The sequence below is a fragment of the Bacillus sp. AFS031507 genome (assembly GCF_002584635.1).
Lineage (GTDB): Bacteria > Bacillota > Bacilli > Bacillales > Cytobacillaceae > Neobacillus.
Genome location: NZ_NUOW01000020.1, coordinates 94382 through 113234, shown reverse-complemented (window position 1 = coordinate 113234; position 18853 = coordinate 94382). Strand labels below are relative to the sequence as shown.

Sequence of the window (18853 nt, the reverse complement as noted above, 5' to 3'; positions counted from 1 at the left end):
TAATGAATAAATCAGCACTGAAAACCTTTGCGGCAAGTGCAAGAAAAGAGCTTTTAAAAAAGGTTGAAGCAAAGGCTATGAAGATTGGAATTACGGAAGACAACATAAAAAAAGCAGATATTGAAAGCTCAGATGCCATCTTTATTGATGGTAAACAGCTTTCAAAAGAAGAAAAGGTTCAAAGAGATAAATTAATTATTCGTATCAACCAAATTGGGATTAAACAAGTGATGGAAGAAGTCGCTTATACGTGGTTTAACCGTTTTACAGCGTTACGTTACATGGAAGTCAATGAATATCTACCAACAAATGTTCGAGTTCTATCTTCTACTAATGCTGATAGTGCCGAGCCAGATATGATAAATGAGGCTCTATCACTCGATTTAGAGATAGATAAAGAATATGTTTATGATTTGAAATTAAACAACAAGACAGAAGAGTTATTCAAGTACTTAATTATTAAACATTGTAACGACTTGAATCGATATCTTCCATTTATGTTTGAAACGATTGATGATTATACAGAAATTCTTTTTCCAGAAGGGTTATTAGCGAAAGACTCCTTTATTCGTCAAATGACCGATACAGATTTTATTAAGGAGGATAATTGGCAGAGGGTTGAAGTCATAGGTTGGTTATATCAATACTATATTGCGGAAGAAAAAGACCGAGTAATTCAAGCAAAAAAGAAATACAAAACCGAAGAAATACCTTTTGCGACTCAGCTCTTCACACCTGACTGGATAGTTCGTTATATGGTGCAAAACTCGTTAGGTCGCTACTGGGTAGAGGTCCATCCTGAACACCGAGATCTGTTAGGCAATTGGGAATTTTATCTCGAAAATCCTAATCCAGAAGCCGATTTTGAGGAAAAACTGGCTCCTTACATCAATAAAGAGCTTAAAGTTGAGGAGATCAAGTGTTTTGATCCTGCGATGGGTAGCGGACATATCCTTGTCTACATGTTTGATGTTTTATATGAAATTTACAGTAAGTGTGGATACATGGAGAGAGAAATCCCAAGGTTAATCATTGAAAACAACCTATATGGCTTGGATATAGATGATAGAGCTTATCAGCTTGCTTGTTTTTCAGTTGTAATGAAAGCATTAGATTACAACAGCCGATTTTTTCGGAGTATTGAGAGGGAAGGCTTAACGCTGAATTTAGCCTCAATTCATGAAACTAACACTATAAATGATGAAGAAATTGCTTACATTGCAGGGGATGATAGTGCAGTAATTTATAAAGAAACCAAAGAGTTTGTTGATCAGTATAAAAACGCTAAGACGATTGGATCGCTAATAAAAGTTGGCAAATTTGATAAGGATTTTTTTAATAATAGATTATCATTTATACAGGACAACCCTGCAAAAGATTTATTTGAAGAAGAAATTAGGAAAAAAACCTTAGAATTGTTGCCAAAATTAATAAAACAAACTGAAATACTGTCCAAGCAATATTCAATCTTGGTCACTAATCCACCGTACATAGGAAATAAATACTTAAATCCTATCTTAGTTGAGTTTTTAAATCAGCACTATGCAAATGTCAAATCAGACTTATTCTCAGCTTTTATGCAATATAGTTTTTCAGTTGTTGAAAAAAGCGGTCAGATAGGATTTATGACACCATTTGTTTGGATGTTTATTTCTGCCTATGAGCAATTAAGGAAAAAGTTAATAACCGAGAAAAGTCTCAGTAGTTTAATCCAATTGGAATATTCGGCATTTGAGGAAGCAACAGTACCAATATGTACATTTACATTAAGAAATTATTCATTAGATTTTTTTGGAACATACGTTAGATTATCGGACTTTAAAGGTGCCGAAAATCAACCAAAAAAGGTTATAGAGGCCACAAAAAGTAGTGTGGATTTCATATATAATGTTAAATCAAGTGAATTTACTAATATTCCTGGATATCCTATAGCATATTGGGTGAGTAAGGGTATGATTAGTTCGTATTCCAAAGGAATGCCTTTGGGGGAAGTTGCTTCTCCAAAAACAGGGATGACTACTGCTGATAATAACCGTTTTTTAAGATTATGGTATGAAGTATCAAACCAAAAGATTGGTTTTAGATGTAAAGACCACAACGATGCTATATTAAGTAAGAAAAAGTGGTTCCCTTACAGTAAAGGTGGGGGCTATAGAAAATGGAAAGGTTTTGATGAATACTTAGTTAATTGGGAAAACAATGGATATGAAATAAAAAATAATAAAGATAGTAAGGGCAAAAGGTTAGCGTCTGTTAGGAGTGAAGATAAATATTTTAAGCCATGTATAACTTGGTCTGCTGTTACTTCATATAAATTTTCATCAAGGATTGTAGATAATGGAAGATTATTTGACTCAGGGGGATCGTCAATTTTCCCTAAGAAGGATTTATACTACATTCAAGGGTTACTAAATAGTAAAATTACCGAAACTCATTTAGCTATGTGTAATCCTACACTAAACTTCCAACCAAGGGATATCTCTAATATTCCATTAATCTATCCAGTAGACGAAAGTATTAAGATAAAGATTGAAGAATTGGTAAAGGAATGTTGTATGGTTTCAAAAGGAGATTGGGATTCCTTTGAAATCTCTTGGGATTTTCAGAAACATCCATTATTAAATTTTATTATTCGTGAAGGTTTAATAATAGATTCATTTAATATGTGGAGTAAGTTTTCAGAAGAAAGATTTAACAAGTTAAAGTCGAACGAAGAAGAAATAAATAGTAAATTACTTGATATTTATGATCTTCATAAAGACATGAATCCATGTGTGGAAGATAGAGATATAATAGTAAGAAAAGGAAATATAGATCAAGATATAAAATCACTTATTTCATATGGAGTCGGTTGCATATTTGGTCGTTATTCATTGGATGAAGATGGTCTTATATACGCTGGAGGAAAGTTTGATTATAATAGGTACCAATCCTTTAAAGCTGATATGGATAATATACTTCCAATATTACCAGGAGCTTATTTTGAAGATGATATTGTTTCAAAGTTTATAGACTTTGTAGAGGTAACTTTTGGTGCAGAAACTTTAACAGTAAACCTTGAATTTATTGCCGAGATTCTCGGTAAGAAAAAAGGAGAAACTGCAAAAGAAACAATTAGGCGTTATTTCTTAAATGATTTCTTCAAGGATCATGTTCAAACATATAAAAAGCGACCGATTTATTGGTTATTTTCTTCTGGTAAGCAGAAAGCATTTAACTGTTTAATCTATATGCACCGTTATGATAAGACTACACTATCAAGAATTCGTACTGATTACTTACATGAATACCAAATTCGTTTGGATGGTGAAAGAAAGTCGCTTGTAAATATTATTGAGGGTGACTCAACTACTAAAGAAATTAGTAACTCCAAGAAAGAATTGAAGGAATTAGACAAGAAAATAGAAGAGTTGAAAGAATATGATGAATTGTTACATCATATGGCCGATATGCAAATTGAATTAGACTTAGATGATGGTGTAGTTGTGAATTATGAGAAGTTTAAAGGTTTAGTTGCAAAAATATAATTAATTAGGTGGTTAAATGAATAAATCAGCACTAAAAACCTTTGCGACAAATGCAAGAAAAGACCTAATGAAAAAAGTTGCAGCAAAGGCTATGAAAATTGGAATTACGGAAGATAACATAAAAAAAGCAGGTATTGAAAGCTCAGATGCATTCTTTATTGATGGCAAACAGCTTTCCAAAAAAGATAAAATCCAAAGAGATAACTTAATTTCACGTATCAATCAACTTGGATTTAAACAAGTGATGGAAGAAGTTGCTTATACGTGGTTTAATCGTTTCACAGCGTTACGGTACATGGAAGTCAACGAGTATCTACCAACTGATGTTCGTGTTCTATCTTCTACGAATGCAGATAGTGCCGAGCCAGATATGATAAAAGAGGCTTTATCTCTCGATTTAGAGATAGATAAAGAGTATGTGTACGATTTGAAATTAAGCAACAATACAGAAGAATTATTCAAGTACCTTATTATTAAACATTGTAACGACTTGAATCGATATCTTCCTTTCATATTTGAAACAATTGACGATTATACAGAAATTCTCTTTCCAGAAGGATTATTAGCAAAAGACTCTTTTATTCGACAAATGACCAATACAGAGTTAATACCAGAGGTTAATTGGCAAAAGGTTGAAGTTATTGGTTGGCTGTATCAATATTATATTGCAGAAGAGAAGGATAGAGTTTTCAAAGAAAAGAAAAAGTTTACAGCAGAAGAAATTCCTTTTGCAACACAACTCTTTACACCCGATTGGATTGTATGTTATATGGTGCAGAACTCATTAGGACGTTATTGGGTGGAATCACATCCAGAACACCGAGACCTATTAAGCAAGTGGGAATTCTATATCGAAAACCATGATCCAGAACCTTTTCTTGAGGAAAAACTAGCTCCTTACCTAAATAAAGAGTTAATAGTAGAAGATATTAAATGTTTCGATCCTGCAATGGGTAGTGGGCATATCCTTGTCTATATGTTCGATGTGCTTTATGAAATATACAGCAAGTGTGGGTATATGGAGAGAGAAATCCCAAGGTTAATCATTGAAAATAATCTCTATGGATTGGATATAGATAATCGGGCATATCAACTTGCATGTTTTTCAGTTGTTATGAGGGCTACTGAATATAATAGTCGTTTCATTAGGAATATTGAAAGGGAGGGTTTAAGACTTAATTTAGCATCAATTCAAGAAACTAATCATTTGGATAATGATGATATCTCTTATATTTCAGGGGTAAATAGTGGAACGGATTGTGAAAATATTAAAAAGTTCATAAGACAGTTTAATGATGCAAAAACAATAGGATCTTTAATAAAGGTTGAGGATTATGACAGAGATTTTTTGGAGAAGAGATTAAGTTTTATTCAAAATAATCCGGCCAAAGACCTTTTTGAAGAGGAAATTAGAAAGAAAGTATTAGAAATATTACCCCAGTTATTGAAACAAGCTGAAATCATGAATCTACAATATGATATTTTAGTAACAAATCCACCTTATATGGGGCAAGGAAATATGGATATTGTATTATCAAACTTTTTAAAGAAACAGTATCCAGATTCAAAAGCAGACTTATTTGCTTCTTTTATGGAAATAGATCATTATATCAAACAACACGGATTTTATGCAAGTATTAATCAACATTCTTGGATGTTCTTATCAAGTTTTGAAAAATTAAGAGAAAAACTTATTCGGAATAAATCTATTTCTACCATGTTACATTTAGGTCCAAGAGCATTTGAAGAAATTGGTGGAGAGGTCGTTCAATCCACAGCATTTGTACTGCGAAACAATTATTTTCCATGCAAAAAAGGAATTTATATTCGTTTAATTGATGAGAGAACGGCAAAAGAAAAGAAAGAGAAGGCCATAGAGGCTGTTCAAAATCAAACTATTTCTTATCGTTATTCATTTGATCAAGACAACTTTGGCAAAATTCCAGGAATCCCAATAGCATACTGGGCTTCCTCTCAAATACATAATTCTTTCGAAAATGCTCCAATTCTTGAAAAAATTGCATGCCCGAGAGTTGGTCTACAAACGGGAGATAATAAACAGTTTCTAAGAATATGGTTCGAAGTTAATAAAAATAAATTTTGCTATGAATATAATGAAGATATGCTGCATATTGGAAAAAGTAAAAAGTGGTTCCCCTATAATAAAGGTGGAAGTTTTCGAAGATGGTATGGTAATAATGAATATATTGTTGACTGGGAGAAAGATGGTTTTAATATTAAGAAGGATAAACAAGATAGATTGGAAAAGGGCCTTATTGAAAAGAAAAACAGTAAGTGTTGGAATAGCGAATATTATTTTAGAGAAGGTATGACATGGTCTTCCTTGACTTCAGGAAATATATCCTTTAGACATACAAATAAAGGATTCATTTTCGATACTAAAGGGCCGATGGTTTTTCTTGACGATTCAGAAGATTATTTCACCTTACTAGGCTTATTAAATACAAAGGTAATTCAAAGTTTTTTAAGACTAATTTCTCCTACGCTTGATTATAATCCAGGATCAATCAGTAAACTACCTATATATTTAGTAAATGATAATCTGGTAAAAGAAAAAGTCATTGAAAATATTGCAATCTCAAAAGGAGATTGGGATTCATTTGAAGTTTCATGGGACTTTTTAAGTCACCCTATATTAAAGCACCAAAAAGGTTCTCGAAAAATAGAAATAGCATTTGAAAATTGGATGCATTATACTGAAAACCAATTCAATCAACTCAAACAGAATGAAGAAGAAATAAACCGTATTTTTATAGAAATTTATGGGTTACAAGATGAATTAACACCAAATGTGGAAGACAAATACGTAACCGTACGCAAAGCTAATCTGGAGAGGGATATTAAAAGTTTTATATCTTTTGCCCTAGGCTGTTCATTTGGTCGTTATTCATTGGATGAAGAGGGTCTTATTCATGGAGGCGGCGAGTTTTACCCCTCCCGCTATAAAACATTCCTAGCTGAACAAGACAATATCCTTCCAATCTTAGCAGGAGCTTATTTTGAGGATGACATTGTTTCAACCTTCATCGAGTTTGTGCAATTAACATTTGGCGAAGAAACCTTAGCAGAAAACCTTGAATTTATTGCAGACATACTTGAAAAGAAAAAAGGTGAAACTGCCAAAGAAACTATTAGACGTTACTTCTTAAATGATTTCTTCAAGGATCATGTTCAAACGTATAAAAAGCGACCGATTTATTGGTTATTTTCTTCTGGTAAACAGAAAGCATTTAACTGCTTAATCTACATGCACCGTTATGATAAGACTACATTATCTAGAATTCGTACCGATTACTTGCATGAATATCAGATTCGCTTGGATGGAGAGAGAAAGTCGCTTGTTAATATTACTGAGAGTGACTCAACAACTAAGGAAATTAGTAACGCCAAGAAAGAGTTAAAGGTATTAGACAAGAAAATAGAAGAGCTAAAAGAGTACGATGAATTATTGCATCATATGGCTGATATGCAAATTGAAATAGATTTAGATGAAGGTGTAGTAGTCAATTATGAGAAATTTAAAGGACTTTTAGCCAAAATTTAAGGTAGTCATGAGGATATACCAGTGATGACTGGTATATCTTTGTTTTATGGAGTTTATTGTAAAGGGGTGACTGGGATTGAACATTGATCAAATCATAACGACACTAACTTATTCTTTTAATGAGCCACTTAATGATGGTGAACTTAGAAAAATTATTTTCTGGGTTGATAAGGATAAAGAGTTTGTGGAGGAAATCAATAACCTATATATTAACAATGTAAAAATTCATCATTTGACAGAGCAAAATAATTTCTATTCAAAATATTTACTTGAAGAAGAAGAGCCGACTTCTCATTATCTGGTTTATACAAATGATGATATAAATGTAGAGGAAAACTGGCTTATTGATACGGTTTACTATTCAAAAACATTCTATGCAGATAAGATTTCCTTGTTATTAGACGACTTAGGGATTGATTCATCATTAAGAGCAGTTGTGAAAAAATATGAGAAGTTTTTCAACAAAAAGCACTCACAAAAGTTTAAGTCCTATGGGGTTCAATCCTATACAGAAGAGGCAATTGAAATCGGGATTATGAGTGTTTTATGTAACATGAAAACGCCTGATTTTGAGGAGTTACTCAAGACCATTTTGAAAGAAAGTCTTGCAGAGCAAGCCAACAAATACATTGGATTAATGGAGAAGTATTTTGACGTTAATGTGTTCTGGAAATACGTTTCTAATATTTATGGTTATGATAGAGAAGATAAGTCATTGAAGACTTTGTTTATGCACCTAGCGGTTACTACGTTGAGTCATACCATAGAAGAAAAATATCTTTCGAATATAATGAGTTTTGTAGCCGAAAGGAACAAATCTAATGCTTTGGTATTTATTGACCATTGGATGCACCACAAGACTGATTATGTCATCTACAATGAGTTAGCAGATATGATAGAACAAGAAATTAAATTGACTGATATCGTTAATCAATTGTCAATTGAATCATTTATGGCTGCGGATACGTTTCCATATTTTGATAAGGCGATTATTATTTATATCGCCAATGCTCTTGAGGCATATCATGAAGATTATGAAGAGTATATAAAGCTAATCAATTTAAGAAGAGTAAAGCATTTTTATGAGAAGTATCAATTCATCTATGAGGCTTTATTTTATACAGTAAAAATGTATGAGTTCTATAAAAAGCACAGTTCAGGAATTCCGAAAGTTTCAGCCGTAGATATGTGGAACAGTTATGTAAATGAATATCATGCTATGGATACATATTACCGTAAGTTTTACGTTGCTTTTGATAACGAGCCTAACAGTGAAATACTTAAAAAGTTAAAAGCAATGGTTGAAAATCTATATACAAATTGGTACATGGGGGATTTAAGTTCGCATTGGTCTCATTCAGTTGAATCCGATATCAAAGATAAGTGGACACTTCCTGGAATTACTAATCAGCAGGATTTTTATAGACGATATGTTGCTCCGAAGGTTCATAAGGGAGAAAGGATATTTGTTATTATTTCTGATGCCCTTCGTTATGAGGTTGGAGTAGAACTTGCAGATAAGCTAAATGCTGAAACAATGGGTGCTTGTGAAATCGAACCTATCCTTAGCGTAGTTCCCTCTATTACGAAACTTGGTATGGCTTCATTACTTCCACATAGAGAAATAGTAATGGATGAAAATGCGAGAGTTTTAGTTGACGGAAAGTCTTCCAGTGGAATCGAAAATCGCAAGGATATTATTGAATCTACTGTTTCGGTTAGTGTGGCTGTCCATGCCCAAGAAATGTTAGCAATGAACAAAGCAGGTAGGAGAGAGTATTTTAAAGGTAAAAAGTTGATTTACATTTATCATGACACGATTGATGCAATGGGAGATAAAGCCTCCACGGAAATCTATACATTTAGTGCAGTTGAAAGAGCCATTGATGAAATATCTACTCTAGTTAAAATTATTCGAGACGATTTATCTGGCACTAATATTCTTATTACTGCGGATCATGGCTTTGTTTATCAACGAGAAGCATTGGTAGAAAGTGATAAGATTGAAAAAGAGGATATTCATGCGATTGAATTGAAAAGAAGGTATATGCTTTCTCAAGAAAAGAGAGTGATGGATGGCATTCTTACTATTAATATGAACTCCATTATTAAGAATGAACATCAACTGACAGTATATGTACCGAAAGCTACAATCCGTTTTAAAATACAAGGATCTGGTGTGAACTTTGTCCATGGAGGTGCAAGCCTTCAAGAAGTAGTCGTACCTCTAATCCAATTCAAAAATGTTCGAAGAGGACAAGCAAACAGTCGTGAAATTGTGAAGGTGGACATTAAGCTAACGAACACAATTCGAAAGATAACCAACAGTTTGTTCCATTTATCTTTTTTCCAGACAGAAAAGGTGGAGGAAAAGCTTGTACCAAGGACAGTCATGATTTATATGGCAGATGATGATGGATCAGTCATTTCCAATGAAGAGACCATAATCGGTGATCGAACATCGAATAATCCAGAAGAACGGACATTTAAGCTCCGGTTTGCCTTAAAAACCATTACTTATGATAAAAACAAACATTATTACTTAACAATGAAAGATTTGGAGACAGGAGTTATCCTAGAGAAAATACCGTTTAATATTAATTTAGGTATAGTTAGTGAATTCGATTTCTAAGATAAGTGAGGGAGAATTTTGGAGAACGTAAATGAAGTGAATGCACTTGAATTAGATAAGAAATTAAATTCCATATTCGCAGGGCGTGTAGTTAGAAAAGATCTTACAAAACTCATCAAAGAAGGAGCAAATGTACCTATTTATGTCCTTGAATATCTGTTAGGAATGTATGCTGCCACTGATGATGAAGAAAGTATAAAAGAAGGTGTAGTGAGGGTAAAGAAAATTCTCTCTGAAAATTTTGTTAGACCTGATGAAGCCGAGAAAATCAAAAGTAAGATACGTGAGATTGGGCAGTATTCTATTATCGATAAAGTATCTGTTCGACTTAACCCGAAGAAGGACACTTATGAAGCAGAATTCTCAAACTTAGGATTAAAAGATGTTCCAATCTCATCAAATTATGTAAAGGAATTTGATAAGCTGTTAGCTGGTGGGATTTGGTGTATGCTGAAAATGGATTACTACTACGATGAAGAGCAAAAGAATATGAGTCCATTTAGCATTAGCAACCTAAAACCAATACAAATGCCAAATATGGATATAAATGAAATAATAGAAGGACGTAAGCAGTTTACAAAAAATGATTGGATAGACATTTTAATTCGTTCAACAGGTATGGAACCAACGCAGCTCAGTGAACGGGTAAAATGGCATTTATTATTGCGTCTAGTTCCGCTTGTGGAAAATAACTACAATATGTGCGAACTTGGACCTCGTGGTACAGGTAAATCACATGTATATAAGGAAATTTCTCCTAATTCAATCCTTGTATCCGGTGGACAATCAACTGTGGCTAACCTATTTTACAATATGTCATCTAGACAGGTGGGACTAGTTGGAATGTGGGATACAGTAGCATTTGATGAAGTTGCTGGGATTAAGTTTAAAGATAAAGATGGTATCCAAATTATGAAAGACTATATGGCTTCTGGTTCTTTTGCTAGAGGAAAAGAAGAAAAGGCTGCTTCAGCATCAATGGTGTTTGTCGGAAACATAAATCAAAGTGTAGATTCATTAATAAAAACATCCCATCTATTTGCTCCATTTCCCGAGGGAATGAATAATGATTCTGCTTTCTTTGATCGTATGCATTACTATATGCCTGGTTGGGAAATCCCCAAAATGCGTCCGGACTTCTTTACAGACCGTTATGGTTTTATAGTTGATTATCTAGCTGAATATTTCAGAGAAATGCGGAAGCGTTCTTTTGGGGATTCAATTGATCAATTCTATAAGCTTGGAAATAATTTGAATCAACGTGATGTTATTGCCGTTAGAAAAACAGTATCAGGTTTTATGAAGTTGCTTTACCCGCATGGAGAATTTACAAAAGAAGATGTTGAAGAAGTGCTTCAGTATGCCTTAGAAGGCCGTAGACGAGTAAAAGAACAGTTAAAGAAAATTGGTGGCATGGAATTTTATGATGTCATGTTCTCCTATATAGACAAAGAAACACTACAAGAAGAATATGTATCTGTTCCTGAGCAGGGGGGAGGAAAATTGATACCCGAAGGAATGGGAAAACCAGGCCACGTTTACACGGTTGGTGTAGGTGAATCTGGAATGATCGGAGTCTTTAAACTGGAAAACCAAATTGTTTCTGGATCAGGTAAATTTGAAAAATCGGGTGTTGGATCTAACAGAGCAGTAAAGGAAAGTTTGGATACATCATACCGGTACTTTACAGCCAACAGTAAAAGCATCAGTGGGACGATATCCATAAAAACAAAAGATTACCTTATGCATATCGCTGATTTGCAGGGAATAGGACTCACACCGCAATTAGCTGTAGCCGAATTAATCGGATTATGTTCTGGAGGATTAGAGAAGCCTGTCCAGGAAAGTACCGTTGTTTTAGGGAACATGACAGTTGGGGGAACGATTGAAAAGGTAGAAGAACTGGCAAACGTTTTACAGGTTTGTGTTGATGCGGGAGCTAAAAAGGTTTTAATTCCTGCATCGTCAGTAGTAGACTTCCAAACTGTTCCATCGGATTTGCTAATTAAAGTTCAACCAATTTTCTATTCAGATCCGATTGATGCTGTGTTTAAGGCATTAGGAGTTGGTTAAAATCAAAACAAAAATATTAGAAATGAAAAGGGATATATTTGCTGATTCATTTAGACTACCTTTTTAAATTTAGGTTTATTTTATCAAGAATTTAAAACACAAAAATGGCAAGGAGGTTTGAAACCCTTGCCGTATTTATTTTTATTTTGGGCAAACAAATCTTGTGGATTTATTTCAAGTTCATATTGAAAAAATAAAAGGTTACTAATGCTACCAAATCAAATTGGTGGCTTTTTCAATAAAAATAGATGAAAAAACATGAATATGTGTATGATGAGCACTACGATTGTTATATTTGTTGCAAGGACAAATACTGAAATATGCAACAGCGACGAAGGAAGGATATCGTTAATACTTCTCTAATCCGATTCAGTGTAATACTTGCCCATTACTTTAAGAGTGTGTACGCAGAGTAAGGAAAATAAAAAACTCATTCAGGGACATGTATGGGAAAACTACTTAGTAGAGGCCGACCATCTTATCATACACAAGAGAATAAAAGCATATACGCAGAACGTAAAGAAACGATTGAACGTGTTTTGCAGATAATAAGGAAAAGCAAAGTATGCGTTGGACACCCCTTAGAGGTCTAAAAAAATTGTCCATGCAAGCGATGCTTACTTTTGCTGTCAAGAATTTGAAGAAGATGAGATAGCCAGCCTAGACATGGAAAAGTCCAAAAATGGTATAAAATGGACTTCAGGAGAGGTCCGATTAAGATATTAAATGCATTTTGTCTACACTCTGAAGAAAAATCCTAAAGTTAGGATTTTTCTTTTCTTAAAGGGTAATAAATTTTATTTTGGTAGTATATTCATACTTTCAATATGATTTTTTGCTTCCTCATCACCAAGTTTATGCAAAATCCCATACACTTGCTGAATCGCACTGTCATATGCATCGTTTTCACGGTCATAATGATACTCAATATAAGGAACATGGGCTCTAAAAAAGTTTTTCCACTCGGTTGAATAATTTTGATCAAAAAGCTCGCGAAGCTGGGTTATTTCTTCATCCTCTGCATCAATTTTATAGCTCCAGGTTGAACTTGTGGCACTTTGAGAAATTTCACCGCTTCCTACATCTATATAATAGGTTTTCTTTTGCTGATCCATTATGTCATCCCCTTTTACTCTTTAGTAATTTACAAATAGAAAAAATTTATTCTTTGCCAAATTTCGATTCATTTTTTAGAAATGAATACGTTATATTAAAAATACAATCAAACAAACAATTTTTCTGTCTATTAACAAACGGTAAAGTTAGAATTATTTTATCTTTATAAGGGAAAAGAATAACTAGGAGGTGTACTAAATTGGTCGATGAGTTGTACGAAATGTACCGAAACAATCTAACTGGTGATGAAGAGGATATCGACATGCATACACCTACAATTAGTTATACTTATTGTAGGTTTTTCTTTAATTATTAAATTATCAGGTATGCGTTCGTTCTTTGGATAGGATTGGGGAATGGTAGACAATCGAATAAGTCTGTTACTTCGCACAACATAATCGTTTATGAAGAGGTTGGACATGTTAGTTTCATTAAAGGGTGCATTTATGTAACGTGCAAAGAAATTTTGAGATCTAAAACTTTGAGGCTTTTTCAAATTCAATAAAATAGCAGCATTTCTCTGTGGGGTATACATCATTTATGTGATAAATCAACTTTTTATGGACATATTTAGTTTTGTTAAAAAATACCCACTACTAAATAAAACTGATAATTTTTCCGAATTTTGATATTAATTAAAAAATATTTTTTAATAATAAAATCTGCAAATCCCATAAGAAAGATTTTCAGTCCAACTTTCTCAACAAGTAGAATTTTTCTTCTAGTTTTTTCTATTCTCAGGTTTTGAAAAGAGCACAGCATATTCAACATAAACAGACTCTACATGGCGGTCTTTTAAGATGAAATCACAACCTCTTAATTCTTGTACAATAAATTGTTATGATAGGGATAGTAAAAGTTTTTCTTTTTACGAGGTAAGCCATTAATATAAAAGATGACATCAAGAAAAGCTTTCTCTCTTCTGTCACATATATTTTTCCATCTGTATTAATTTACGTATCCTAGGTGGACAGATGCGAACGGTGGTCGCACATGCATGACTAATTGCGGATAATGGTGTCTCAACTTCAGGGAATTAATTATCATTACGGCAAAGGCTGGACAATCGACCGAATCTGGAGCCGAAACTGGTGGAAGAACTCTTCGGCTGAGATCGAGAGAATTGATCAGAAAGTGAAGGGACTTTTAAAGAGTGACGTGGTCCGAGAGAGGGTTATTAAAAAATTTTATGAAAAGTTCTGTTCCTTTTTAAGAACTTGCACTTTTTCACATTATCGACTAAGTAAATAGGTAATCTGAAATGAAATGTGATAGTTCATAATTATTACATTCTACAACATTCATAATACTTGGTAAAATAGAGTTAGCAAGAACGATTAAGAAATGCAATGCCATCAACCTTACAATAAACAAACTTTACGGTGGAAATCAATCTAATAACTTCTTAAAAAGACTTGGATTTGACATTGTAGTCAAAGAAGAAAAGTAGGTAATTGGACTCAGTCATATGAGGAATAATAGGAAATAAAATTTTAATAAGATTTGAAGATTTAAACGTTACCATGCAGTACACGATTTTTGACCGAACTGTTTTAACACTTTTTCAGAACAAATAGCAGTTTTTTGAATTAATTTTGCTAATGGAAAGAAACTAGAAACTAATTAAATATGCATTATTGGAAAACGAGTGAGGTCTTACCATGTACAAAATACAAGCGAATAAAGCTGTAAAAGTGGATGAAGTTACTTTTTCTGAGTTACAAATGTTAGAAAGCGATATAGAAGAATTACTAAGGTCCAATATTGATATGGTTTGTGATGAAGAGGAATCCATGCTGATAGTTGGTAGACAAGTTAGGAATGCCCAGCATGGGCGAAGTGACCTTACAGCAGTGGACAACAATGGAAATATTGTCTTAATTGAGATCAAAAGAGATCGGAAAGATATTGAATCACGCAAAGAAGCGTTTGAATTTCAAGCAATCCGGTATGCTGCAAGTTATGCGAAAATTGTAGACTCGGAAGATTTGGTAAGTAAAATTTATGCTCCATATATCGAAAAGTATAGATCAGAATTTGAACATCAATCTCTCACTAGCTCGGAACTGGGAAACAGAAAATTAAATGAGTTTTTGCAAGTAAATGGAGCAGAGAACAACTTTAACAAAAATCAAAAGGTGGTCCTTGTGGCATCCGAATTTGATGAGCAAACATTATCAGCAGTTGCTTGGTTAAATCGTAATGGTGTTAATATGAGCTGTTATAAGTTAATTCCATTTAAAATACACGATGAAGTATATATTAACGTTGAAAAGTTGTTACCGTTAGCTGATTATGAAGACTATTATGTAAATTTCTTAGAGAAATCTTCATCTTCAATTAAGAAAACAGGAAAAAAATTATCCCGTCAAAGGTTACCTAAAATTGATTCTTTGCTTGAATGGGGTGTTGTTCAAGCTGGTGATCTTATTATAGCAAAAGATCGTGATGAAGAAGCAACACTTTTAAGTAATGGAAATGTGGAAGTCAATGGTGTGGAGCAATCCATGCAAAAATGGCTTAAGGATATATACGGTTGGTCCAGTGTTCAAACCTATGTTTTTGCGATACATAAACAAACCGGGAAGTCTTTATCTAAAATCCGTGAAGAGTATATGGATAAATTAGCGGAGGAAATATAGTTCCCCATAAAGAAATGGTGCCGATCATAAGAACCGTCCATTGCTCTTACAAGGGAAGGGGAAAAATAACAGAGTGCTAGGTAAAAACCTGTATTGGGATTTACCTAGCATTCTTTTTTGTTCTATGCATCCGATATAATCCCAAAAAATTATATAGTATGTAATGCGTTTTTTTCAATCTAGAAATTCAATAACAAGCTTGTAATATAAGGTCGAGTTAGTTTTCGATTCTTTTTTTGCAGTGAATTTATATGAAAAATCTATATTTCTCTTATAGAAAATATTATGATTACGGCCACTTGAATGTACCACTAATGACATGGTTTGTTCCAAAGAATGACAAGAAATTTACCACTAATCGACAGGTTAATTACCAACCACTACTTTCTATATAATTAGTGAGCATATCTCGTGATATGACACTTTATATGGGAGGTATTTTTTTATGATCCAATATCGAAAGATTCTGGAACTTTATGATGAAGGAATTAGTTTGAGAGGTATTTCTGCAAGTACCCAGAACTCTCGTCAGAAAGTGACAGAGGTCATTCAATTGGCTGAAAAGAAAGGATTGGCGTGTCCGTTAGATGAGAAATGGACGATAAATGGATTGAAGAGTTCCTGTTTCCAGAGAAGTCATTGGAAGCTTCCGGTAGGCATCCTCTCGACTTTGAATACATTCATAAAGAGTTGGCCAAACCGAACGTTACCCTTTCACTTCTACATCATGAATACGAAGCAGAAAGCCGGGCGAATAACAAAATCCCTTACTCTTATCGAAGTTTCATCCGCCATTATAGCCATTATGCACAGAAATACAAAGCTACCTTGCGTATCCGTAGAAAGCCTGGGGAAATATTGGAGGTGGATTGGGCAGGGTCTACAGCCTTTATTATCGATAGGGATACAGGGGAAAAAGTGAAAGCATATATTTTTGTGGCGACATTACCGTGCAGTCAACTTTCCTATGCGGAAGCAACCTTATCAATGGATTTACACTCTTGGATAGGTGCCCATATTCATACGTATGAATATTTCGGTGGCGCCACCCAAATTGTTGTTTCGGATAATCTAAAGACGGGAGTGACGAAACATACTTCGAGGGAACTTGTATTGAATCCTACCTACAAGGAAATGGCCAACCATTACAATACTATTGTTATGCCGGCACGCGTACGCAGCCCTAAAGATAAACCTAGTGTCGAAGGTACTGTCGGGGGAATTTCCACATGGATCATAGCGGCATTAAGGAATACTCACTGCTTTAGTATTGAAGAGTTGAATGAGGAAGTGAGTAAGAAATTAGAGGAATTTAATCGTCGTCCTTTTACCCGAAAAGAAGGATGCCGTTTTTCTGCTTTTGAAGAAGAGGAGAAATTTGCGCTTTCCCCCCTTCCGGACATGCCATATAAGATATCCGAGTGGAGAACGGCAAAAGTACGGCCAGATTACCACATATCTGTTGAAAGCATGTTTTATTCAGTTCCATACGAATATATCAATCGACAAGTGGATGTGAAGCTTTCCGATGATATGGTAGCCATTTACTTTAATCATATGTGGTTGACTTCACATAAACGATTATATGGGAGATTCGGACAGATATCAACTGTTCGGGATCATATGCCCGACAATCACAAGCTATTCATGGATCAAACGCCTGAAGTGGCGATTGAATGGGCAGAAAGCATTGGGTCTTCAACATTGATTGTTGTGCAATACCTTTTAGATTCCTATCAATCTGAAAAACAAGCATTACAATCGATCTTTTAATTGAAGAAAATGGAGCACCGTTATACCCAATATGAAATAGAGCTGGCATGTAAAATGGTGCTCACCATGACAAAGAGACCGACGGTCAAAAGTATTCAAACTCTACTGAAAAACAATAAGAAAAAAGATGCGGAACAAGAATTAAAACAAAATACAGAAATGACCGACACCAACTATGGCTTCACCCGTGGGGCTTCTTATTATGGAGGAAAAGATAAATGTTGAATGATCAAATGTTATCCAAATTACAGGAAATGAAATTAAGCGGGATGGCCGAAGCTTATAAGGAACAATCCCAAAATAAAGAATATCAATCTATGAGTTTTGAAGATCGATTCTCACTGCTCGTTGATTTGGAGTATTCCCGCCGTAAAAGCAATAATTTGATTCGGTTGATTAAAACGCATCATTTTCAGACTCAAAAGCATGTATTGAAGATATTGAGTATTTTGAGGAAAGAAAACTGAAAAAGGATCTTATATTAAAATTGGCCAGTGGTCTTTATATCCAAAATCATCATAACATCATATTGAAAGGGCCAACGGGTTCGGGGAAGACTTATATGGCCTGTGCATTTGGTGTATCCGCATGCCGTCAACTCTATAATGTAAAGTATGTCCGATTGCCTGAATTACTAGATGAATTGTCTCTGGCTAAATTGGCTGCCGACGGCAGCTATCGTAAGTTAATCAAGAAATATACAAAAACGGATGTGCTTATTCTTGATGAATGGCTACTTACTGAGCTATCAAAAGAAGAAGCGAATATCTTATTGGAGATTACTGAAGCACGACACAAAATCTCTTCCACCATCTTCTGTTCCCAAATCGATCCAAGCGGATGGCACTTGAAATTGGGAAACGGCACCATTGCGGAAGCCATTTTAGACCGCATTGTCCATGATTCTTACCAATTCTTATTAGACGGTGAGATCTCAATGCGTGAGCGTCATGGATTAAGCATAGAGGTCTAAGATATGACAATATTGACACGGAAAGATTTATTTAAAATGGAAGAATACTATTATTGGTTGGGCTATAGGGAGTGGTATCCTTTCCCTAAGGAATTAAAGAAAAAGCTTTTTGATGTATATGGGAGAGAACCTTTTCCATACACTTGGACTGAACAGGACATCCACGAAGGATCAAGGAAAATCATAATAGAGTTCTTCAAGGCTTAACCAAATGTTTTAAATCAAAAAAACTCCTCCTCATTACATAATAGTAATGAGAGGAGTTTTTAATTGGTAAAGAGTTGGCGAGTCCTGGTAAATTCTTTGTCAAAGAGTGGTACAAAAGATGGCACAGGTGGTAAATTCCTATGGCCGTAATCAATTAGGAGTGAGTAGGTTAAAAACTCAAATTAAAAGTGAAGGGGGGATAGCAAATTAGTATCTCATAAATTACAAATGACTAGTAAATAATGAATTTTAGAGCAGCGAGTAAGTTATTTCTGTAACCGGGGGATGCAGCAGGGTCATTTTTTATTTATTAAAAAAATATTACATACCTTTTGTACTTGCTTG

General features: G+C 34.2%; 8 protein-coding genes and 2 pseudogenes. 9 read left to right on the top strand and 1 reads right to left on the bottom strand.

Annotation, left to right across the window (positions count from 1 at the left end; all coding sequences use genetic code 11):
- The first annotated feature begins 2 nt into the window (after positions 1–2).
- From pglX (COE25_RS18925) to COE25_RS18905, 5 genes and pseudogenes are all read left to right on the top strand, one after another.
- Positions 3–3527 carry a BREX-1 system adenine-specific DNA-methyltransferase PglX gene (gene pglX / locus COE25_RS18925; protein ID WP_098933723.1) on the top strand — a complete coding sequence of 1175 codons (3525 nt, stop codon included), beginning with the start codon at positions 3–5 and terminating at the stop codon, positions 3525–3527.
- 16 nt (positions 3528–3543) lie between these two features.
- A complete protein-coding gene (gene pglX, locus COE25_RS18920) occupies positions 3544–7092 on the top strand; it encodes a BREX-1 system adenine-specific DNA-methyltransferase PglX (protein WP_098933722.1) in 3549 nt (1182 codons plus the stop codon).
- Positions 7093–7168: 76 nt separating this feature from the next.
- A complete protein-coding gene (pglZ, locus tag COE25_RS18915; RefSeq protein ID WP_098933721.1) occupies positions 7169–9724 on the top strand; it encodes a BREX-1 system phosphatase PglZ type A in 2556 nt (851 codons plus the stop codon).
- 18 nt (positions 9725–9742) lie between these two features.
- Positions 9743–11797, top strand: coding sequence for a protease Lon-related BREX system protein BrxL (brxL, locus tag COE25_RS18910; protein ID WP_098933720.1), 2055 nt, complete (start codon positions 9743–9745; stop codon positions 11795–11797).
- A 248-nt stretch (positions 11798–12045) separates the two neighbouring features.
- Positions 12046–12452: pseudogene (locus COE25_RS18905) on the top strand (transposase); the annotation flags it as partial.
- A 142-nt stretch (positions 12453–12594) separates the two neighbouring features.
- On the opposite strand, the gene COE25_RS18900 reads toward COE25_RS18905, so the two are convergent.
- On the bottom strand, positions 12595–12912 hold the full coding sequence (locus COE25_RS18900) for a hydrolase (protein ID WP_098933719.1): 318 nt from the start codon (positions 12910–12912) through the stop codon (positions 12595–12597).
- Positions 12913–14574: 1662 nt separating this feature from the next.
- Between COE25_RS18900 and COE25_RS18890 the strand changes: the two genes are divergently transcribed.
- The 4 genes and pseudogenes from COE25_RS18890 (at position 14575) to istB (ending at position 18301) form a co-directional block, all read left to right on the top strand.
- A complete protein-coding gene (locus COE25_RS18890; RefSeq protein ID WP_098933717.1) occupies positions 14575–15555 on the top strand; it encodes a hypothetical protein in 981 nt (326 codons plus the stop codon).
- A gap of 594 nt (positions 15556–16149) precedes the next feature.
- On the top strand, positions 16150–17328 hold the full coding sequence (gene istA / locus COE25_RS18885; protein ID WP_306572674.1) for an IS21 family transposase: 1179 nt from the start codon (positions 16150–16152) through the stop codon (positions 17326–17328).
- A 66-nt stretch (positions 17329–17394) separates the two neighbouring features.
- Positions 17395–17553, top strand: coding sequence for a hypothetical protein (locus COE25_RS32125; RefSeq protein ID WP_306572673.1), 159 nt, complete (start codon positions 17395–17397; stop codon positions 17551–17553).
- Positions 17547–18301, top strand: a pseudogene (gene istB, locus COE25_RS18880) (IS21-like element helper ATPase IstB). Before COE25_RS32125 ends, istB begins: the two are co-directional and overlap by 7 nt.
- Positions 18302–18853 lie beyond the last annotated feature (552 nt).